The following is a 22,246-nucleotide window of genomic DNA, read 5'->3' as shown; positions in this document are numbered from 1 at the left end:
GTTAAATCAGTATTTTATCCAATACTAACCACTTATTGTCCAATTCGTTCTAATATGGAAGTACTAGCAGTATCCTCCTATTATTACTTACCTCAGTATATACGCTAACTCTCCTTCTAATCTGTTCTTCTTTTTCTCTATCACTATCCTTAATGACATTACTATACTACCTTATAATTACTTCTATTTTCCATTTCGTATCCTTTATATAATCCTTAGAGGAGAATACTTGGATATTAAAAGATCACTCCTTCGACAAACAACACCTCAGCTCCACTAAACTCGGCTTATTGTCCATGTATTGTCGAGCAATTTCTATACAACCCTATATTTTACAAGGGGTAAGCAACATATAATCCATACAGTAAAAAAACACAAAAACAAAACAAGTAACTATAAATCAACCAATTAATAAAAAACATACTTAAAAAAAAGTATATCATTTATTTTGAAAAACAATCAAATTGACCGCTAAAAACTACTTTTTAGAAAAAAAAGAGGGTATACATTCTATAAAAAGAAGATTTTAAAGCTCAAAAAGGAATTAAAAACAAAAAAAGAACAATCCTTTTTTAAAATACAGCTCAATATAAGGAGTCTGAATCAGCATATAGAAGCTTATTAAACTTTTGATAATAAAAGCCAAAAAACAGTGAATCGATAAAAAATGTTTCTATGCAAGATTATTAATTTATACTTTTGCTAAAAATATATTATAACATGCTTATTATAGGAATTGCAGGAGGTACTGGAAGTGGTAAAACTACAGTAGTTCAACAAATTATAAATGAACTACCCGAAACTGAAGTTGGAGTTATATCACAAGATTCATACTACAAGGCGACTGATAATCTTTCGTTAGAAGAAAGAACGTTAATTAACTTTGACCACCCTCGTTCAATTGACTTTGAATTATTGGTAAAACACCTAAAAGAATTAAAAGAAGGAAACAGTATTAACCAACCTGTTTACTCGTTCGTGAAACACAATCGTACTGATGATTATATCTTAACTCACCCTCGTAAAGTAATGATCGTAGAAGGTATTCTTATTCTATGTCATCCAGAGCTACGCGATATGTGTGACATTAAGATATTCGTTCACGCAGATTCTGATGAGCGTCTGATTAGAAGATTAAAGAGAGATATAGCTGATAGAGGTAGAGATATGATGGAAGTGGTAAACAGATATCAAACAACTTTAAAGCCGATGCACGACCAGTTTATCGAGCCTTCTAAGGCATTCGCAGACATCATTATCCCTAATGATACCTATAATACTGTTGCTATCGATATTGTTCGTACAGTTATTAATGAAAAAATCGGTTAATTTACTATCTTTAGGCTATGAAAATAGTTGAGACCCTAAAAAATTATAAATATGTAAGCCTACTAAAAAATCCTTTTTTTTTAGTAGGTCTTTTATTTGTAATTTGGATAATATTTTTTGACAGTTCTTCTTTATTAGAACAGCGGGTTATAGATCAAGAGATTAACAAGCTGGAGGACAATAAGAAGTACTTCGAAAACGAAATAGCAAAAGATAGACAGGCTATCAAAGGTCTAAAAAGTGGAGACGCTACAGAAAAATATGCTCGTGAAAATTATTATATGAAGCGGGAGAATGAAGATGTCTTTATTATAGAGTTTGACACACTGTCTGCACAATAAGTTTCACTACCAACCAAAAATTATGACTAACCAATTATTCGAAGAATTTGAAAAAGTTTCTTCTAAGGCGTGGAAAAACCAAATACAGTTTGAGTTAAAAGGCGCTGACTACAATGAAACACTTGTTTGGGAAAGTTTAGAGGGAATTAAGGTAAAGCCATTCTATCACAATGATGCTGATCACCGTCCGATTCCTGTACAGACTAGTACCTCTCATTTTAACATTGTACAGAGGGTATACGTTTTTGATATTGAGAGATCGATAGCAAAGACGCTTGATACACTTAATAGAGGAGCTGAAGTGATCTACTTCACGATAGACAATCCTTCTATAGATGCTACAGAATTATTAACTGCACTACCAAAAACGCACCAATACTTCTTCGTATTTAACTTCCTAGATACTGCATATACTAGAAAGTTATCTACCTATGCTACTAGCAATGGATATCAGATAACAATCTTATTAGACCCTATACACCAACTAACAACTGATGGTAACTGGTACACTAACCTGAACAGCGACCTAAGTAATCTAAATGAATGTGTAGGTATAGCTAATAATGTAGCTATTCATGTGGATGCTACTGTGTACCAAAATGCTGGTGCTAATATGACGCAGCAGTTAGCATACGCACTAGCTCATCTAAATGAGTACCTCAACAGAGTAGAGCTAAAGAATACTCCTATTTATATAGAAACAGCTGTAGGAACCAACTATTTCTTCGAAATAGCAAAACTACGTGCACTTCGCTTACTAGCAGAGCTAGTAACTAAAGAATACAACACAGATGCGAAGATACACATCATCGCTATCCCTACTAAACGAAACAAAACATTATATGACTATAATGTGAATATGCTACGTACTACTACGGAGTGTATGAGTGCTGTATTAGGAGGTGCTGACTTGATTAGTAACTTAGCTTATGATGCTATCTATCACAAAGAGAATGAATTCGGAGATCGTATATCTCGTAACCAACTCTTAATCTTAAAACAAGAAAGTTATTTCGATGCAGTGGACAATCCTGCTGAAGGGGCATACTATATCGAATCACTTACTGCTCAATTAGCTGAGAAAGCATTAGAGCTGTTTAAATCAATAGAAAAAGCAGATGGATTAATCACTTCTCTAATCGAAGGAACAATCCAGAAAAAAATAAATGAAAGTGCTCAAAAAGAACAAGAGCTTTTCAACAATGGTAAAGAAGTCCTATTAGGTACTAATAAGTATCCTAATCCTCAAGATGTGATGAGTCACGACCTTGAGTTATTCCCTTTTGTTAAACAGAATCCTCGTAAGACGCTTATCGTTCCGATTATAGAGAAACGACTGGCAGAAAGCTATGAACAAAATAGATTAGAGGAAGAAAAATCAACTAAACAATAAGGCATGAAAAGAAAGGACTTACAACATTTGACTATAAATACCTCAACAGTGAGAACACAGTCAGAAGCATCTGACTTCACTACTGCTGAAGGTATCGATATAAATAAAGTCTACAGTAAAGCTGACTTAGATAAAGTAGAACACATAGGCTTCGGAGCAGGGTTTGCGCCTAACTTACGTGGTCCTTATGCTACCATGTACGTACGCCGCCCATGGACTATACGTCAGTATGCGGGATTCTCTACTGCGGAAGAGAGTAATGCATTCTACAGACGTAACTTGGCTGCTGGACAAAAAGGACTATCTGTAGCCTTCGACTTAGCTACTCACCGTGGGTATGACTCGGATCACGAGCGCGTAGTAGGTGATGTAGGTAAAGCTGGAGTAGCGATAGATAGCGTAGAGGATATGAAGATCTTATTCGATCAGATACCTCTAGGTGAGATGTCTGTATCTATGACGATGAACGGAGCTGTGCTTCCTGTTCTGGCTTTCTACATTGTAGCTGCTATGGAACAAGGAGTAGATAAGAGACTATTGTCAGGTACGATACAGAATGATATTCTAAAAGAGTTTATGGTGCGTAATACATATATCTACCCTCCTACTCCTTCTATGAAGATCATCGCTGACATCTTTGACTACACGAGTACTCATATGCCGAAGTTTAACTCTATCTCTATCTCTGGATATCATATGCAAGAGGCAGGTGCTACAGCAGATATTGAGTTAGCTTATACCTTGGCAGATGGACTAGAATATATCCGTACTGGACTTAATGCTGGTATGAAGATAGATGACTTCGCTCCTCGACTGTCATTCTTCTGGGCGATAGGAATGAACCACTTCATGGAAATCGCTAAGATGCGTGCAGGTCGTATGCTATGGGCTAAGTTGCTAAAACAGTTCGAACCTAAATCTGATAAATCACTAGCTCTGCGTACACACTGTCAGACCTCTGGATGGAGTCTTACAGAGCAAGACCCGTTTAACAATGTGGCTCGTACTGCTATAGAAGCTGCTGCGGCTGCGTTCGGTGGGACACAGTCTCTACACACGAATGCGCTAGATGAGGCTATCGCCTTACCAACAGATTTCTCTGCGCGTATTGCTCGTAATACACAGATATTCTTACAAGAAGAGACTAAAATATGTAAAACAGTAGATCCTTGGGCAGGTAGTTATTATGTAGAGAGTCTTACACAAGAGATCGCTGAGAAAGCGTGGGCGCTGATAGAAGAAGTAGAAGAGTTAGGTGGGATGACTAAGGCTATCGAAGCAGGTATTCCTAAACTTCGTATAGAAGAAGCAGCTGCTCGTAAACAAGCTCGTATTGATAGTGGACAAGATGTTATCGTAGGAGTAAATAAGTATCGTCTTGAAAAAGAAGATCCATTACATATCTTGGAAGTAGATAATCAGACTGTGCGCAAGGCTCAGATAGATCGTCTAAACCATATTAAAGCTACTCGTGATAATACTAAAGTAGCTGAAGCACTAGCTGCATTAACACAATCAGCTAAGACTGGAGAAGGTAACCTACTAGCTCTAGCAGTAGAAGCTGCTACACATAGAGCTACATTAGGAGAGATAAGTGACGCGTTAGAAAGCGTATTCGGAAGATTTAAAGCACAAATCCAATCTGTAAGTGGTGTGTATAGCAAAGAAATAAAAGATGATAAGAGCTTTAAGAAAGCTCGTGAACTAGCTGATAAATTCGCTGAAGTAGAAGGTCGTCGTCCTCGTATTATGATTGCGAAGATGGGGCAAGATGGTCATGACCGTGGAGCTAAGGTAGTTGCTACTGGTTATGCTGACGTTGGATTTGATGTGGATATAGGTCCGTTATTCCAAACGCCTGCAGAAGCTGCTAAACAAGCTGTAGAAAATGATGTACACGCATTAGGAGTTTCTTCTCTAGCTGCAGGTCATAAAACGTTAGTTCCTCAAGTAATAGAGGAGTTAAAGAAATACGGTAGAGATGATATTATGGTTATCGTAGGTGGGGTTATTCCTGCTCAAGATTACCAATTCTTATTCGATGCTGGCGCAGTAGCTGTATTTGGCCCTGGTACTAAAATCAGTGATGCAGCAATTACAATGTTAGAAATACTATTAGGTAATGATATGTAATCATCATATGGTTATAAAAAGTAAAAGCTCTTCAGTGATTCTGAAGAGCTTTTACTTTTTTATAATTCATCCGAATAAAAACTATATTCGTGATAAACAATGGACTTGTATATATCAGTATGACTAAAATTTTATACTGTATTATAGCCAAAATAATTGCAACTATAAATGGAGATAATAATACAGCTATCCACAACCATCTTTTTTTCATTGATACTTTTGCCAGACTATAAACGAGGTACTTTTTGTTAAGTTTATATAGGGTTAGAATAACAACACTTACCACTAATGTAAGCAATAAACAAAAAAGTATACCTGATGCCTCAACAAAGACACTAAGACCAAGTATAAAACTAACGATAACAAGGAAGTAGAATAATAGTACATAAACTACAGCGTAGAATAAGTCTTTCATAAAATAAATATAATACTAGTAGTTAGACTTTACAGTACTAATAGATTGTCTCCCTGATTATCTTCTTTAGAAAAGGCCTTTTATAGTATCTACTACATTATATTCTATCAATACAGATACTAAGCATATCACTACGATAACACTTAAGATATAGATAAACTTAAGCATCCATCCTAAATCTTCCATTACAAACTGTTTTGCTGTAAAAGTATCAGGTCTATCTCTATCGTAAGTAATATCGAACTCTTCTCCTACAGGGTTATAGTCTCGTAGAGCTATGTATTTTTCATTATAAGGGTACTCGAAGTCAGTATCTTCTAGTTCTGGTTTATTCAATTTATACTGCATAGGTTTACCACGCACTATTTTGTTGTCTTTAGTAGTGAACTCTACGATAAGAATCTCTTTTTTCACATCTCCTCTACGGCTAGTAGCTAGGTCTTCATCGAAGTTTAGGTATGATTCATATTGTACTATTTTAGCTGTTGTGGTTATCCCTGCATATTTTAAACGCTGATTAGTGGTGTAGACCTTAATCATTGCTAAAAGTAGTAATACAGGTATAAATAATAATAGATAAATCATATCCTGAATAGCTGCATATATAACTATGACAATCATAATAATTGCTGCAGGATAGTATATTTTTTCAAGTTGTCTGACCATAATAAAGTAATTTACATTACAATTTAATCATTTTTTTATTAATACGAAAAATAGATGCTTAGAAAATAGACTAGTTACTATACATACTGACAATAAAGAGCATTCCTCTACATACAATGCAAAAAGAAAAAGCTTATCAATAGCACTTCGTGTAATAAAAATAAAATAAAGTACCTTTGTATCCATAAATAGATGAAGTATATGACATTCGAAGACTTACAATTAAATAAGAATATATTACGTGCCATAGATGAGCTAGGTTACAAAGAACCTACTCCTATTCAACAAAAAGCAATCCCTTTTATCTTAGCTGAAAAGGATTTGATAGGATGTGCACAAACTGGTACAGGTAAAACAGCTGCCTTTGCAATGCCTATTATTCACTATTTACACAAACTTGGAAATACTAAAAAAGCAAAGAAAGCTAAAGTACTGATCGTAACTCCTACTCGTGAACTAGCTGTTCAGATAGGCGATAACTTCGAAAAATACGCTAAGTATACTAATGTGACGTATATCACACTATATGGAGGTATGTCTATCAAACCTCAAATAGAACAATTAAACAAAGGAGCAGATGTTATCATTGGTACTCCTGGTCGATTATTAGATCTATACAAACAAAAACATTTAGACTTAGATCATCTACACTTCTTAGTATTAGATGAAGCTGACTTAATGTTAGATATGGGGTTCATTGATGATGTCAAAAAGTTAATACAACTTACTCCTTCTAATAGACAAACCTTATTATTTTCTGCTACGATGCCACTCCCTATTAGAGAGTTAGCCCATGAATTCTTACAAAAACCAGAATATGTAGCAGTAGATCCTATTTCTTCAACTGCACAATCTGTTAAACAAAAAGTGTACTTCGTAGAGAAAGGTGACAAGAAAAAGTTATTATACCATATCATTCGTAACGAAAAGTTATCTGATGTACTTGTATTTACTCGTACAAAGGCAGGTGCTGATACTGTAGTAGAATCACTTAAAAAGAATGGTGTCAACGCTGAGCCATTCCATGGAGATATGTCACAAACAGCTAGACAAGCTGCTTTAGATAGCTTTAAAAACAAAGAAACAAAAGTACTAGTAGCTACTGATATAGCTGCACGAGGGATTGATATAGATAATCTACCTGTTGTAATTAACTACGACTTACCGAATATCCCAGAAACCTTTGTACACCGTATCGGGCGTACTGGTAGAGCTGGTAATGATGGAGTAGCTATCTCTTTCTGTGATAAATCTGAGAAGACCTATTGGGAGGCTATTTGTAAGTTCGGTAGATTACAACCAAAGATTGTTACGGATCATCCTTTCCCTTGGAAAGAGACTACTACTAAAGATGGTCAAACTCCTAAAAAAGATTATAGAAAAAAACCTGGTCAGAGCAATTCTCGTAAATCAGAAAACTCAAAAAAGAATAAAAAACGTTGGTATTAGTACTAACGTTTTTTGCTTTATATTTGATCTTAACAATTGCTATTATACAACTATGAAAAAGATCTTTAAATACACTTTCTACTTAGCACTACTCGCCTTATTCCTTATATGGTTTGCAAACTATAGAGTAACTAATACTACCAAAGAACAACTGTACAGCTCTGTTCATGAAATACCTCATAACAAAGTGGGTATGGTACTCGGAACTACTAAATTACTTGCAGGAGGCTATGTAAACTACTACTTCACCTATAGAATAGAAGCTACAGCAGCTCTCTATAAAGCAGGCAAAATAGATTATATCGTAGTGAGTGGAGACCACAGTCGCAATGACTATAACGAACCTAAAGATATGGAACAAGCCCTTATAGAACAAGGTGTTCCTAAAGAAAAGATATACCTAGATTATGCAGGACTACGTACATTAGACTCTGTCTATCGAATGCAAGCTATCTTTGGACAAGATAGTTTTACAATTATCTCTCAACCCTTTCACAATGAAAGAGCTGTCTACATAGCTAACCATCTTGATCTTAAAACAGTTGCTTATAATGCGCAAGATGTCTCTCGTAACTTTGGTTTTAAAACCATGCTTAGAGAAAAGTTCGCTAGAGTAAAGGTATTATTAGATAACCTAATCAATAAAAAACCTAAACACCTAGGAGCTCCTGTTCAAATAGGAGAAGGTATAATACAAGAAAGAGCTCAAGATAAATAACCTTGAGCTCTTTCTATAAAAACAAAGCCCCTGAAAGATCAGGGACTTTGTGCGCAAAAAAATATTAACAAAATACTCGAATGTTAATTAATTTGTCTAATTAACATACCTGGGTAAATGTTCTTAGCGTTACCAGAGAATGAAGTAGCTTTAATCTTTTGTACTTCACCTGCATTATTTGCAGCATTCTCAGCTTGTTCTACATCAGCCTCGAATCGGTTATCCCATATTTTATTTTTCTCAGCTTTAATAACTGTAACTCTTTTATATTTTGTAACCTTAGTTTCTGGATCTTCAGTTTTCTCTAATACTTCAAATTTATCACCAGCCTCTACATCTTCTTTCATACCAATGAATGCTGTAATCTCAGACTCAGTTGTAGCAAGAGGAGTTTTAGTACGGAAAGGCTCATATTTCTTCTGTAATTTAGCAATTACATTATCAATAGAACGAACAGCGGCACGCTCTACCAATTCTTTTTCAGAAACTTTAGAGAAAGTAGTAGATTGAATATCTGCCCAAGCAGTTTCTGTTCCTACTAATTTTAATTTAAACAATCCAGATTTGATAAACTGATCAGCGCTGTTTGCATTGTAGTATTTTGTATAGAATGTAGCTGCGGCTTCCTCAGTCCAATCTAATTGGAATAAGAATGCTGTCGCTTTTACCACATATCCTTTACCTGCAACAGAAGCTCCTGATTGTACCGCAGAGTTAGTAGTCGCAGCTGCTTTACCTCCAATTAATCCAGTAACAGCAGCAGTCGTAGCTGACAATTGTCTAGCCATTTCTTCTTTACTAATATAGTTAAAACGTACTCCTACTACGAATGTATTAGAAATTAAGTTCTCTCCTGCATCTTCTAACATTGCTTTACCTCTAGTTGATTTATCAGCAATATCTTTATCAAATACAGAAGCATTGTATAATCCACGTTCTTTGATCAGCTCCATATTATAAGGAGATTGAGTAGACGCATCATATTTACCTGCATTAAACCATTTAGCAACTAACTTATCTCCAACATTATTCTGAGCTAAGAACTTGATAAATTGAGCTGTTACTTTATCAGTACTAGTAGTATCTACCACACCTGCAGTGTTATCACTAGCTACACTCTTACCGAATTTACCTAGAGACTTACCTAACCCACCTTTTTTCTTACCAGAGTCTTCTTTTCCTCCAACAGCAGCAATCTCTGCTTCTGTTACTGGATATTGACTAGGTTTAAAAGAACGTAAAGACTTATCTAAGTTATGGTCATTAAACTTCTCTGGAAGAGGTGTTTTAAAGAATGTCTCTTTAATGATTTGTCCTTTTAAGTTTCCATTTCCATTAATACCGTGGTCATCCACGATGATAGTATATAATGAACTACGCATATAGTCATCAGCTACTTGTTTTTTATCTTGAGCAAAAGCTGCAATTGATGATACTACTAATGAAGCAGTAATCATAAATGTTATTTTATTCATATTAGTATTTTTTTTTGAGTATTATCTTCTTAAGACAACATAAGTGTCTCCTTTTCTTTTAGCAAATGCAGTACCAACAGCTTTCCATGCCTCGATTCTTTGTTGCTCTAAACTTACTGCATCATTGTACATTTTAATTTCAAAGTCTAGATCAGCTTTTACCTGTGCCTTCATCTCGCGTTGTAAAGCTATCGCAGCTGAATAACACTTAGATTCTGGGAAAATAGTTACTAAGTATTGACCAGCTTCATGTGCTCCATAAGCATCTTGCTGTGCATTCCATGCAGCCTTAGCCTTATTAAAGTTTTCCATACAAGCATGATCTACATACAACTGATAAACTTTTTCAGCAGCTTTCATACCTGCATCATAACCTTTACTACACTCTGGAATCGCTGTTAATAAAAACATCGCTTCTTCAAAGTTTTTTTGGTTAGCTAAGCTTTCTGCTTTCTTGATTATAGTAGTATAATTCCCATCATAGTATGCTATAATCTTCTTCTTACTATCTTCTATAAAAGCAACTACATCTTTATTCTTTGCATTTAGCTTTTTAAATGCATTGATATAAGCCTTAGTTTCACTCTCACCGACTCCTTTTAAGTTTACTGAAGTTGATGCAAATACCTTTTGCCCAAAAGAATCACCAATGAATAAATTCATCTCTAAGTCTAATACAAAAGATCTGGGTGGGCCAGGTAGTATATTCTTTTCTACTACATTAAACTCAGGTGTAATAGCGAACTGAGCATAACCATCTGAAGAGCCTAATCCATTAGCTGCAACTATACTTTTTAACTTAGTCTTTAATTGTCCCTCTGCTCCAGAGTATAAACCATCTGTCTGCTCAGGTATAGAAGCCATTAATGATATCTCACATTTATCTGTTTGACCATATGTAAACAAACTCGCGAATAACAATAAGGCTACAGATATTTTTCCTATAACTCTATTCATAGTGCTCTTATTTCTCTCCGATTACTAAAGCAGCTCTTCCTAATCCTCTGTTGATTAATTTAGCATCTAAATTATATGGTGCTTTCTTTAAGAAAGTTCTTAACTCACGAGCAAAACCATCGGTGTCCTGAGCCATACCATTAGCTTTATAAAGAGGAATACGTACACTCTCATATAAAGTCATTGTCTCTGTAGCATCTGCTTTACTAAAACGGTGATTAACTGTTTTCTCTGCTAACCAGTTATCAATAACCTCTGTTAACTCAGTTCCATCAAACTCAGTTTCTAAATCAACACCTGATCCATTGTCAAATACTAAAATATCTAGTGTTACCTCTCTTCCGTTTGTTAATAAGTCATCGAAGTGAGCTTGTAACTGATTAACGAAACTGTCCATATTCACTAATACAGCTTCTTCTAATAACACAGCTACATCAGCTGAGAAAGATGGTGCTCCAGTACCTTGAGCACCTGCTACTTGTTTACTTGTATAAGCATCTAAAGCTCTTAAGTTATAAGTAATAGACTTCTTAGGTCCTGTAGCATTGATAGTCCAATCTACCTCTAATATAATATCAGACTTAGCTGTACGTCTTACTCTATCTAATGGGCTTTCTGCTAATGCTGCACCAGAAGCTTTACTTGTAATCAAGTTATTCTCAGCATTAGTTTTATTAATAGCTTTCATCGTTGCAGATAAGTCTTTAAGAGGGAATCCTCTATCTGCCATTAGAATATTAATCTTAGAAATTACATTCATCAAATCAGAATGTAAAAGTGCTAATTTATAATCTGGAATATATTCTTCTACCCCTTGGTTATAATATACTTCCATTACTCTATTCTTTGTACACCATGAGTCAGAAGGAACCACCATTAAAGATGGTTTCTTAGCTTGTGCAAACATTCCTACACTCAAAAGGCATAGACAAATAGTCAAAAATTTATTTTTCATAGCTTTTTATTTTTACAATTTTATCTTTTTCAAGTTTTTTAATTATCTCTTTGCGAGCTACAGTTACCTCTACACTATAAGATTCATAACTGATTCCGTGTTTAACCACATTACTTTGAAATGCTGCTCTCTTTACAGAGGTATACTTTCTATTCTTACCTCCTTTTTTAAAGAATTTGTCGAAGTACTTTTTATACTTCTCTTCAGCATTAGGCTCAGTTACGATAGGTTTTACAGAACACTCTCTTTTATCCGTTACGATTCCCTGAAACATTACTGTTTTTATAGCCATCTCTTTAGCTTCAGCGATAACCGCACTCCTATTCTTACCAGTAGCATATACTTGTACTACTTCATTACCGTACATATCTGCACTCACACACTCTACTGTCTTACCAGTATAGAAGCTAGCCATAGTATTAGTAGGCTTGCTTTTACACGACAGAACTAAGAGTATTAGAGATAGTACGGATAACCGAATTACTTTATTGATCATCCTATTATTTTTTTAATTAGTAGTACCAGCGTACATATAAGTTGATTAGAATCCAGCAGATAAACTCTTAACGATACCTGCTACTTCTAAGTCTTTACGTAATAAATCTTTAGATACAGATACCACATATCCTACTTTGTATTCTTTTTTACTTACCTTGATTACTTCTGGAACTGAAGAAGAAATAGAAGCATATTTTAAATAAGGACTTTCTTTACCAAAGAAAGTATTGAAGTAATCTGCTTTTTCATGTTGAACTGAAGCATCTTTTATAAGAGGACGTTGAGAAACACACCCTACTCCATTCGCTGCAAAACCACGAAACAAAACTCCATGTACAGCATTTTTCTTAGCTTCTTCATTAGGAATTACAGCCTTATTACTGTACGTCCATATCTTTACTAAGAATGTTCCTTCACTTCCTGTACCTGCACACTCAATATCATATTTCCATTGAGCTGCTTCTTTTTTAGGATTAGAAGCGAAACTTATATGAGCAGAAAAAGTTAATACTGCACATACTAAAACAAGTAGATATCTATTCATTTTTTCAAAACTTTATATTATACAAATATTTTATCTTATATTTTTAACACAAATTTATACCATATAAATAAATAAATTACAAAAAACACTTATACTATTCAAACACATCGTATCAAAGCCAATAAAACCATAATCAAATGGGTGAAAGAATATTTTTTATGAGTAAACCATATAACTATTCACCTCTTTCCTTGTATTATTCAACTATATTATACAAAACAACTAAGAAGAATATCTACTAAATATTTGATTTACTTCATTACATAATTAAACAGATGAATAATAAAAATCTCAATACAGACTAATCAGCACATTATTCATGTACATTATGCACATTTTTTAGCTATATATTAAAAACAAATACCCCCTAACAAACATATTGTCTATTAGGGGGTATCCTATACCTTACTCACTTAACAAAGCGATGCTATAGCTTATCTTTTTGTCTCTTAAGTATCGCTTTCTGTTGTTTATATTCCGCTTTTCTATTATTCTTTGCTATCTTTCTTTTAGAATCATTGTCCTTATAGATGATTTCGATATTTTTAATATCTCTTTCATACTCTATCTCTAACATATCTAACTGGTGCTCTATATCATTCTTATAGCTTTTATTTTGATACTTATGATGAGATGCCTTATCCCACTTCACCTTCTGAGAGTCATTAAGGATAATATAAATATCCTGTCTAAAACTCCTTGCTAACTCTCTCTTTTTTAAACCTTTTTCTCTACCTGACAATGAACGGTCACGTCCTATCGCTTCAAACTCTCTGCCGATAGTACGTTTTCGTTCTATAATCTTAGTCCTTTGACTTTCTGTTAGTTTGTAATACTCTCCTTTATCTAATAACTCCGAAGCACTTACTTCATAATCTGTCTGTTTACTATTCTTAGGTGATTGTGCATATATACTAGTAAAGACTAGCAATGCTCCTAATACTAAAACTCGTCTCATAGCTCATTTTTTTAAAATTAAAAAATGACCTCTATCTCTATAAAGATCATTAGTCAAATAAAACAATTCGCATACAAGGTGACAAACATAAAGAGTTAATTCACATAAAATATGTACTTACACTAAGAGAACCTATATTATCCATCATATAATCTCGTGATTCGCCCAATAATAAAGTAATTCTATAATCATATAAAGAAAATCCCCTTCTCCATATCAAATGAAGAAGGGGATACTATAATAAATATAATTATACTCTTACTAAATTAGGTAAATAAATACCATAACTGCGCTACGACAAAACACACAATAACTCCAAAAAGAACTGGTAATAATGAAGCTATAGTAGTCCACTTCACACTATTCGTTTCTTTATATATCGTATATATCGTAGTACTACATGGATTGTGCAGTAAACTGAACAACATCAAGTTCACTCCTGTCAATGTAGTCCACCCTGCCATGTGCAAGATAGTCGCTATCTCTCCATCCGATACCTCAAACATCACACCAGCGCCTTCACCGATAGAAGCATCTCCTAATACCATAGCAGTCAACATTAATACCGTAGGAATAACAATCTCATTAGCAGGAATAGCTACGATATAAGCTAATAGAATAACTCCATTTAACCCTAAGAAGATACCGATAGGATCTAAACCTTGTATAGTCCATAATGCTATACTCTTATCTCCTATATCAATATTACAGATCAACCAAATAACTGCTCCTGCAGGTGCTGCAAATACAATAGCTCTCCATAATACAATAAGTGTTCTATCAATTAATGATGTATAGATCGTCTGTAATACTCTCGGCGGTCTATAAGGAGGCAATTCTAAGGTAAAGAAAGAAGCCTGCCCTTTTAGCATAGTCTTAGACAGCATCCATGAAGTAAAGAATGTAAATCCTATTCCTAATACCACGATTCCCACTACTGCAAGCGTAGAGATAGTATTAGACAAATACGATGGTACTAAGGCTCCGATAAAGATACTTGCCATCAATATCTGTGTAGGCCAACGACCATTACACAGCGAAAAGTTATTCGTAATGATAGCGATTAGCTTTTCTCGAGGACTATTAATAATACGAGTAGAGACCACTCCAGCAGCATTACATCCGAATCCCATACTCATTGTCAAAGCTTGCTTACCATGTGCTCCTGCCCCTTTAAAAAGTCGATCTAGGTTAAATGCTACTCTTGGTAGATACCCAAAATCTTCTAATAAGGTAAACAGAGGGAAGAATATAGCCATAGGTGGTAACATTACTGCTATAACCCAAGCTGTAGCTAGATATACTCCATCTACTAAAAACCCTGATAACCACCATGGAAAATGAAGACTCTCTGCTCCACTCTTTAATATAGGATATAACTCTTCTAATAACAATGTTGATAATGCACTAGATGGATAGTTAGACCCGATAATAGTCAGCCATAGAATACCTCCAAGCATCAATAACATAATAGGAAAGCCAAATCGCTTACTCGTCACTACATTATCGATCATTCGATCTACTCTGAACGCGCGCTGATTCATATCTGATTTTACAGTGCTCTTCACTGTCTTCGATACTTGAGTGAAGATAGCCCCAGCCACATTATCAGAATAGTCTAATCCTAGCTTCTCATGATAATGAGCTGCTAACGTTATCACCTCTTTTATATTTTCATTATTGACTTTAGTAGATAACGTTTGGTTCACTAAAGCGGACTGAATAGTAGTATCTTGTTGTATCAATCTCATCGCTAGCCATGACGGACTAGGCAAATCCGCATCTATAGCTAATAACTTAGAAGCTACCTGCTGTACTGCCTCATGAGATTCTCCAGATATACCAGATATTGTCTTATGCTCAGGCACATATTTACCTGTTGCTACTTGATCTATTGCTACTAATAAGTCTGTAATACCTTCTTTTCTTCTTGCAGAAGTAGGGATCACAGGTACTCCTAGATCACGAGATAACCCTCTCACGTCTATTTCTACACCATGGCGCTGAGCCTCATCCATCAGATTCAGACACACCACCACCTTATTCGTAATCTCCTGTATCTGTACTACTAAGCTAAGATGACGTTCTAGTCGACCAGCATCTACCACTACTACAGTGACATTAGGGCGACCAAATAAAATAAAATCTCGTGCTACCTCTTCATCTTCAGAAGTAGACATCAGTGAGTAAGTACCCGGAAGGTCGATTATCTTATACTTACTATCCTTAAACTGAAAGTTTCCTTCTGCACGTGTAACTGTTTTTCCTGGCCAGTTTCCAGTATGTTGTTTTAGACCAGTAAGAGCATTGAAGATTGTGCTCTTACCTGTATTTGGATTTCCTGCTAGAGCGATAGTATAATCAAACTTACCAGATGACTCCCCTAGTTTTTTTAATTCTGCTGTTGCATTAAGATCACAAATATCACAGGCTGATTGCGCCATAATTTTTTTCCCTTCTTTTATAATTTAATTAGCTAAAGTCACTAATACCATCTCTGCATCCTCTTTTCTCAACGAAATGATAGTATTATAGATAGAATAAGCTACAGGATCCTTTAGTGGGCTGATATTATGGATATATATTTCAGCACCAGGAACAAACCCTAAGTCTAAGAAACGCTGATGTACCTCCACAGGACATCCTCGCTTTATACCTTGTATAGTAGCTTTTTCTCCTTTAGCTAGTTCTGATAAATTCATTACAATTTTCTTTAGATGTGTAAAATTACAAAATTAGACAAGCCTAACAATTAATTTAGTGTTAAAACCTCTATATAAAAACATTCTAATTTAAGGTTATGAGTCTATTTATAAGCTAGAAAGCCAATACAGCTATCATAAACAAGCCTTTCATACTATCTTATTATAATACAATTTATTACTCTACCATTATACACATCATTACAAAGCTACTTTATATTCTACCATACTTATAGGGTAATGATCGCATAGTGGTCGCATTAAAAATAGCCAAAACTATGCGACCATTATGCGACCACAAGCCGACCACTATGCGACCACTGCCTGAAAAATAGGGTCACGTCCTACTATAGCTGTACAGATCTTGTTTATAATCCTGCTTTTAACTGTACACTTGTTTTTATAATCTTATGATCTACAAAACAACCTATATAAAGTTAGGATAAAGTATATTATTACTTACTAATCTCAATGTATCTATGCTCTAAAAAAACTTTTCTAAACGAGACAACGTGTATCTCAGACTTAAATCCATAAAAAAAGAGTAATTGGTATGAATTACTAATTACTCTTCTATGATTAACTTTTAAAAATTGTACTACTATACAGCCTTAAATGCATTCTCAAAAGGTACACGGTGTACTAAACTTCTACCTAAGGTCACTTCATCTGCATACTCTAACTCATCCCCTACTGCTATACCTCTAGCGATAGTAGAGGTGATGACACCCGTATCTTTTATCTGTTTATAGATATAAAAGTTGGTCGTATCTCCCTCCATAGTAGAACTCAACGCAAAGATGATTTCTTTTACCTCCCCTGCTTTTACCTTTTCTACTAGAGATTGAATATTTAACTGGCTAGGTCCGATACCATCTATAGGAGAAATCTTACCTCCTAGCACATGGTATATTCCTTTAAATATCTGAGTATTCTCTAACGCCATTACATCGCGTACATCTTCTACGACACATATCGTCTGGTGATCGCGTGCTTCGTTAGCACAGATATCACATAGCTCTGTATCTGATATATTAAAACAACTCTTGCAGAAGATAATATCTTTTCTAAGCTTTAATAGGGCTTCTGCTAAGTGTAGAGTTTGTTCCTCTGGTTGTTTTAATATATGTAACATTAGTCGTAATGCGGTACGCTTACCTATCCCAGGCAATTGTGATACTTCTTCGACTGCTTTTTCTAATAATTTTGAAGGAAATTCCATAACTGCAAAGATAAAAAATAAACTAATAAATAACTCTACTCCTCTAAACTACTACTAGACTTATGCACTCGCCCTATTCTATAATTGATAGCTGTAAAAGCAATAGTTGATATTTCTAAAAAAGAATTACTTTTGGATTCTAAGCATATAAAACAATTAACTTATTATGACTCCAATAACCATTATCACGATTATTATTATCTACTTCGGAATACTGATAGGTATATCTCATTATATCAGTAAAAAAGATAGTAGTAATGACGCATTCTTTAGTGCTAATAAAAATGCTAAATGGTATTTAGTCGCTTTTGGGATGATAGGGACAGCCTTATCAGGGGTAACCTTTATATCCGTGCCAGGAGAAGTAGGCTCTCCTAACGGTGAACAGTTTAAGTATTTTCAATTTGTTTTAGGTAATGCTGTCGGTTTTCTATTAACTGCCTCTGTTTTACTTCCTTTATATTATAAGTATAACTTAGTCTCTATCTATACCTATATAGAGAAGAAGCTTGGGCATTATAGTTATAAGTCTGCGGCTTCTATATTTTTGTTGAGTAGAACGATTGGTTCTGCATTTAGACTATACCTAGTCGTTATCGTATTACAGCGATATGTATTCGATTATTTCGGAATACCTTTCTTTGCTACAGTACTGATCGCCCTATTACTGATCTATGCTTATACTTATAAAGGTGGGTTAAAAACCATTATCGTTACAGATACGTTACAGACCTTCTTCTTAGTTGCCTCTGTTATCTTTACCATCATTTTTATCTGTCACAGTCTAGACCTTTCGGCCGTAGAAGCCTTCGAAACCATAAAAAACAGCAATTATTCTAAGATATTCTTCTTTGAGGATTTCATCTCTTCTAGATACCATTTCTTAAAGCAGTTTATAGGAGGAATATTTGTAACGCTAGCGATGGTAGGATTAGATCAAGATCTTATGCAAAAAAATCTAAGCTGTAAGAACATCAAAGAAGCACAAAAAAACATGTATTCTTTCACAGCTATCTTTGTGGTGATTAACCTATTCTTCTTAGGTGTAGGAGCATTATTATACATCTACGCAGAGAAGAACGGCATCCAAGTACCACTAGATCTAGCTACTGGTAAGCCTAGAACAGATTTACTATTCCCAGAGATTGCTTTTAACTATCTAAATATAGTACCTGCTATCATATTCTTATTAGGGTTGACAGCGGCTACATTTGCTACTACAGACTCTGCTCTGACGGCATTGACTACCTCATTCTGTATAGACTTCTTGCACATGGATAAGAAGAAAGACGATGCGTCTAATGTATGGAAGAGAAAGGTAGTACACCTAGTGTTCTCTTTATTAATGTTCTTAGTGATTATATTATTCAATGCTATTAACGATGCCTCTGTAGTAAGTATGATTTTCAAGATAGCCTCTTATACATACGGACCGCTATTAGGCCTTTTTGCCTTCGCCATTCTATTTAATAATAGAACTGTCAAAGATAAGTTAGTACCTATTATATGTATACTAGCGCCGTTTTTGACGTTATGGTTGAGTAACAACTCTGCTACTTTATTAGGTGGATATGTTTTTGACAATGAGCTAATACTTGTCAATGGATTAATCACAGTACTATTATTACTCTGCACTAGTCAAAGCAAAGCATTAAACAAAATAAATTAAAACAATAAAGGTCTTATGCATTCATAAGACCTTTATTGTTTTATCCCTAGAACTGCTCAGTACGTAGTAGTACTAATGTACAGGCTTCTTCAGACTTAATACCAGCATCAGATAGTTTCTGAACAAACTCATTATTCTCCGTACCCGGATTAAAGATTACACGTCTAGGCTTTAGTTTAATAATCTCATCGTAGTACTCTACTTGCCTTGCAGGATTAAGATATAAGGTCACTGTATCGATATCTTCTCCTGTGTACCATTTAGTATGGATATTGACATCCTCTACCATTCCTTCTCTTAGTCCATGGGCTATTACCTCATGTCCATATTCTCTAAGCATCTTTATTGCTTTATTAGAATACCTTTCTTCTTTTAAAGAAGCACCTACAACTAATGTTTTCATAATTTTTATATTTTTAACAGATTAATCACACAAATACATAAATTAAACCATAGATATATCAAAACATATTATATTTAGAAGCTAATCTACTTAGTTTAATAAATTATATTTTATAAATTTAGCTAATATTTAAACTTTTTTTACAACAAAAAGTATATAAATGATAAAAGTCATATTTCAGATATAAATTTAACAGTAATTTTACTCTAGAAATTTAAAATCTCAATTATGAAAAAGTTACTACTTTCAATTTTAGGAGCTGCATTATTCGTAAGCGGTTCTACATTCGCACAAGAAACGACTAGTGCACCTGAGAAACAAGATTATAAATGGCAAATGCGTCTACGTGGAGTAGGTGTTATTCCTCATAACAGAGCAGATATCGGAATCATCGGTGGACAAATCGATGTAAATAACAACTTTATTCCTGAATTAGATTTCACTTACTTCTTTACAGAAAACTTAGCTGCTGAGTTAATCTTAGGTACTACTAGACATACTGTAGGAACTATTGGGTCAAGTTTAGACAACCCAATTACTCAAGGGCCTAGCACAGCTAACGTAGATTTAGGAAGTGTATACTTATTACCTCCTACATTAATGTTCCAATACCACCACAAATTTGGTGAAGTATTTAAACCTTATGTTGGGGTTGGGGTAAACTACACTATTTTCTATAACGAAAAATCTGGTGTAGCGAAAGATATAAAATATGACAACAAATTTGGTTGGGGTTACCAATTCGGTTTTGATATTGATTTAACAGAGAAATTCTTTATCAACGTTGACTTCAAAAAGTTATTCTTAAAAACAGATGTTACTGTTGATGCTACTAACTTAGTGGCTCCAGGTGTAACAGGTGTTGATCAGTTAAATATTCCTGCAAAAGTAAAATTAGATCCAATGTTAATTGGTTTTGGTGTAGGAATGCGTTTTTAATTATTTAATGAGACATTTTTTTTTACCAGCCTTCTATGTACTGCATAGGAGGCTGGTTTTTTATTGTCTATTATTTAACCGACCTTTGCAACTTTATTGAAAACAATAAGATATGCAAACTACAATCAGTTTTAAAGAAATTAATAAACTAGCTATACCCGCTATTTTTGCAGGGGTATCAGAGTCTTTAATTTCTCTAACTGACATCGCCATCATCGGTAATGTAAAAGAAAATAGTGTAGAGGCATTAGGTGCTGTAGGCTTAGTAGGTTCTTTTCTATCTGCGATAATATGGATCGTAGCACAAACTAAAACTTCTATATCTGCTACCGTATCTCAACATCTAGGAGCCAATAGAATATTCGCTGTAAAGACCCTAGTACCACAGGCTATACTGTTTAACTTTTGTCTTAGTGTTCTGCTATTCATATTCACTACTTTCTTCGTACACGAAATCTTTATCGCTTATAATGCAGAAGGCTTATTACTAACCTATGCTAAAGAATATTACTTAATACGTGCTTGGGGATTTCCGCTTACTCTAATTACCTTCGCTCTATATGGGGTTTTTAGGGGATTACAGAATACAATGTGGGCAATGAAATGTAGCTTAACTGGAGCTATTATCAATGTTGTATTAACGTACTACTTTGTCTTTGGTATAGAGGGGATATTGCCCGCTATGCATATCAAAGGGGCAGCTTATGCTAGTGTGATTGCACAGACGATTATGTTACTTATGGCATTCTATTACTTCTTTAAGCATACTCCTTTTAACCTAAAAGTAAGAAGAACGATTAACCCTTCACTAAAGCCATTAATCATTATGAGCTTTAACTTTATTATTCGTACAGCAACACTTAATGTAGCTATATATTTAGCTAATGCTTATGCCACAGGTTATGGCAAGAGTTACATCGCAGCACAAAGTATACTGATGAATATCTGGTTATTCTTCTCTTTCTTTATAGATGGCTATGCAAGTGCTGGTAATGCAATGTCAGGAAGGCTAGCAGGTGAAAAAAACTACCAGACGATGTGGTCACTCTCTAAGAGTATCAGTAAATACGCTATTATTATTTCACTGATCTTAATCGCTATCTGTGCGATTTTTTATAGACAAATCGGCTTACTCTTCAATCAAGATCCTGAAGTTATCAAGGTATTTATAAGCGTGTTTTGGTTAGTTCTCTTTATGCAACCTATCAACTCTCTTGCTTATATCTTTGATGGAATCTTTAAGGGAATGGGAGATGCTAAAGTACTTCGCAATAATTTACTGTTTGCTACCTTCTGTGGGTTCATCCCTACTCTATTACTGTTTGATTATTTAGATTTCAAATTATACAGTGTGTGGATTGCTTTCGGAGTGTGGATGTGCTGTCGTAGCTTCCCTTTAATGTACTTATTTAAAAAGAATTACGTAGATAAGTAAGCAATGCAACAGCATTGCAAACATGGCTTGACATTATTTATAATG

20 protein-coding genes are annotated in these 22,246 nt (G+C 34.6%); 9 read left to right on the top strand and 11 right to left on the bottom strand.

Annotated features, from left to right (window positions below):
* Positions 1-720: 720 nt before the first annotated feature.
* Genes udk through scpA form a run of 4 tightly spaced genes read left to right on the top strand, consistent with a single transcriptional unit; the run spans position 721 to position 5,196 of the window.
* Positions 721-1,329: a uridine kinase gene (gene udk / locus BK054_RS09170; protein ID WP_006257147.1), complete on the top strand. Its 609-nt coding sequence runs from the start codon at positions 721-723 to the stop codon at positions 1,327-1,329.
* Between the two features lie 17 nt (positions 1,330-1,346).
* Positions 1,347-1,670 carry an FtsB family cell division protein gene (locus BK054_RS09165; protein ID WP_006257148.1) on the top strand — a complete coding sequence of 108 codons (324 nt, stop codon included), beginning with the start codon at positions 1,347-1,349 and terminating at the stop codon, positions 1,668-1,670.
* A 22-nt stretch (positions 1,671-1,692) separates the two neighbouring features.
* A complete protein-coding gene (locus BK054_RS09160; RefSeq protein ID WP_006257149.1) occupies positions 1,693-3,063 on the top strand; it encodes a methylmalonyl-CoA mutase subunit beta in 1,371 nt (456 codons plus the stop codon).
* Between the two features lie 3 nt (positions 3,064-3,066).
* Entirely contained in the window at positions 3,067-5,196 is a 2,130-nt protein-coding gene (gene scpA, locus BK054_RS09155; RefSeq protein WP_006257150.1) for a methylmalonyl-CoA mutase, read from the top strand.
* Between the two features lie 481 nt (positions 5,197-5,677).
* On the opposite strand, the gene BK054_RS09145 is transcribed toward scpA, so the two are convergent.
* On the bottom strand, positions 5,678-6,277 hold the full coding sequence (locus tag BK054_RS09145; protein ID WP_006257152.1) for a hypothetical protein: 600 nt from the start codon (positions 6,275-6,277) through the stop codon (positions 5,678-5,680).
* Positions 6,278-6,478: 201 nt separating this feature from the next.
* Here BK054_RS09145 and BK054_RS09140 point away from each other — a divergent pair, with 201 nt between their 5' ends.
* Positions 6,479-7,726, top strand: a complete 1,248-nt coding sequence (locus tag BK054_RS09140; protein ID WP_006257153.1) for a DEAD/DEAH box helicase — start codon at positions 6,479-6,481, stop codon at positions 7,724-7,726.
* 52 nt (positions 7,727-7,778) lie between these two features.
* The gene (locus BK054_RS09135; protein WP_006257154.1) at positions 7,779-8,444 is read left to right on the top strand and encodes a vancomycin high temperature exclusion protein; all 666 of its coding nucleotides are present in this window, start codon (positions 7,779-7,781) and stop codon (positions 8,442-8,444) included.
* Positions 8,445-8,527: 83 nt separating this feature from the next.
* On the opposite strand, the gene BK054_RS09130 is transcribed toward BK054_RS09135, so the two are convergent.
* The 9 genes from BK054_RS09130 to recR form a co-directional block, all read right to left on the bottom strand.
* Positions 8,528-9,919 carry a hypothetical protein gene (locus tag BK054_RS09130; RefSeq protein ID WP_006257155.1) on the bottom strand — a complete coding sequence of 464 codons (1,392 nt, stop codon included), beginning with the start codon at positions 9,917-9,919 and terminating at the stop codon, positions 8,528-8,530.
* Positions 9,920-9,940: 21 nt separating this feature from the next.
* Positions 9,941-10,876, bottom strand: coding sequence for a hypothetical protein (locus BK054_RS09125; RefSeq protein WP_006257156.1), 936 nt, complete (start codon positions 10,874-10,876; stop codon positions 9,941-9,943).
* A 7-nt stretch (positions 10,877-10,883) separates the two neighbouring features.
* Positions 10,884-11,831, bottom strand: a complete 948-nt coding sequence (locus BK054_RS09120; RefSeq protein ID WP_006257157.1) for a DUF6175 family protein — start codon at positions 11,829-11,831, stop codon at positions 10,884-10,886.
* Positions 11,821-12,327 carry a hypothetical protein gene (locus BK054_RS09115; protein ID WP_006257158.1) on the bottom strand — a complete coding sequence of 169 codons (507 nt, stop codon included), beginning with the start codon at positions 12,325-12,327 and terminating at the stop codon, positions 11,821-11,823. The genes BK054_RS09120 and BK054_RS09115 overlap by 11 nt, the downstream gene beginning before the upstream one ends.
* 45 nt (positions 12,328-12,372) lie before the next feature.
* Positions 12,373-12,873 carry a hypothetical protein gene (locus BK054_RS09110; RefSeq protein ID WP_006257159.1) on the bottom strand — a complete coding sequence of 167 codons (501 nt, stop codon included), beginning with the start codon at positions 12,871-12,873 and terminating at the stop codon, positions 12,373-12,375.
* Positions 12,874-13,300: 427 nt separating this feature from the next.
* Positions 13,301-13,831: a hypothetical protein gene (locus tag BK054_RS09105; protein WP_006257160.1), complete on the bottom strand. Its 531-nt coding sequence runs from the start codon at positions 13,829-13,831 to the stop codon at positions 13,301-13,303.
* Positions 13,832-14,097: 266 nt separating this feature from the next.
* Positions 14,098-16,275 (bottom strand): ferrous iron transport protein B, encoded by a 2,178-nt coding sequence (gene feoB, locus BK054_RS09100; protein WP_071307223.1) that lies wholly within the window; start codon positions 16,273-16,275, stop codon positions 14,098-14,100.
* 24 nt (positions 16,276-16,299) lie between these two features.
* On the bottom strand, positions 16,300-16,533 hold the full coding sequence (locus tag BK054_RS09095) for a ferrous iron transport protein A (protein ID WP_006257162.1): 234 nt from the start codon (positions 16,531-16,533) through the stop codon (positions 16,300-16,302).
* A gap of 601 nt (positions 16,534-17,134) precedes the next feature.
* Positions 17,135-17,755, bottom strand: a complete 621-nt coding sequence (gene recR, locus BK054_RS09090) for a recombination mediator RecR (protein WP_006257163.1) — start codon at positions 17,753-17,755, stop codon at positions 17,135-17,137.
* A 166-nt stretch (positions 17,756-17,921) separates the two neighbouring features.
* On the opposite strand from recR, the gene BK054_RS09085 reads away from it, so the two are divergent.
* Complete coding sequence (locus BK054_RS09085) at positions 17,922-19,424, top strand: sodium:solute symporter (RefSeq protein ID WP_006257164.1); 1,503 nt, start codon at positions 17,922-17,924, stop codon at positions 19,422-19,424.
* 46 nt (positions 19,425-19,470) lie between these two features.
* Here the strand turns inward: BK054_RS09085 and BK054_RS09080 are convergent, their stop codons facing one another.
* Positions 19,471-19,827 carry a CoA-binding protein gene (locus BK054_RS09080; protein WP_006257165.1) on the bottom strand — a complete coding sequence of 119 codons (357 nt, stop codon included), beginning with the start codon at positions 19,825-19,827 and terminating at the stop codon, positions 19,471-19,473.
* 228 nt (positions 19,828-20,055) lie between these two features.
* Here BK054_RS09080 and BK054_RS09075 point away from each other — a divergent pair, with 228 nt between their 5' ends.
* Positions 20,056-20,766, top strand: coding sequence for an OmpW/AlkL family protein (locus BK054_RS09075; RefSeq protein WP_006257166.1), 711 nt, complete (start codon positions 20,056-20,058; stop codon positions 20,764-20,766).
* A 112-nt stretch (positions 20,767-20,878) separates the two neighbouring features.
* Positions 20,879-22,201 (top strand): MATE family efflux transporter, encoded by a 1,323-nt coding sequence (locus BK054_RS09070; protein ID WP_006257167.1) that lies wholly within the window; start codon positions 20,879-20,881, stop codon positions 22,199-22,201.
* Positions 22,202-22,246: the final 45 nt, after the last annotated feature.

This window comes from Myroides sp. ZB35, assembly GCF_001865835.1.
Lineage (GTDB): Bacteria > Bacteroidota > Bacteroidia > Flavobacteriales > Flavobacteriaceae > Flavobacterium > Flavobacterium odoratimimum.
The sequence above is the reverse complement of the archived record's forward strand: the minus strand, read 5'-3'. Positions and strand labels throughout refer to the sequence as shown.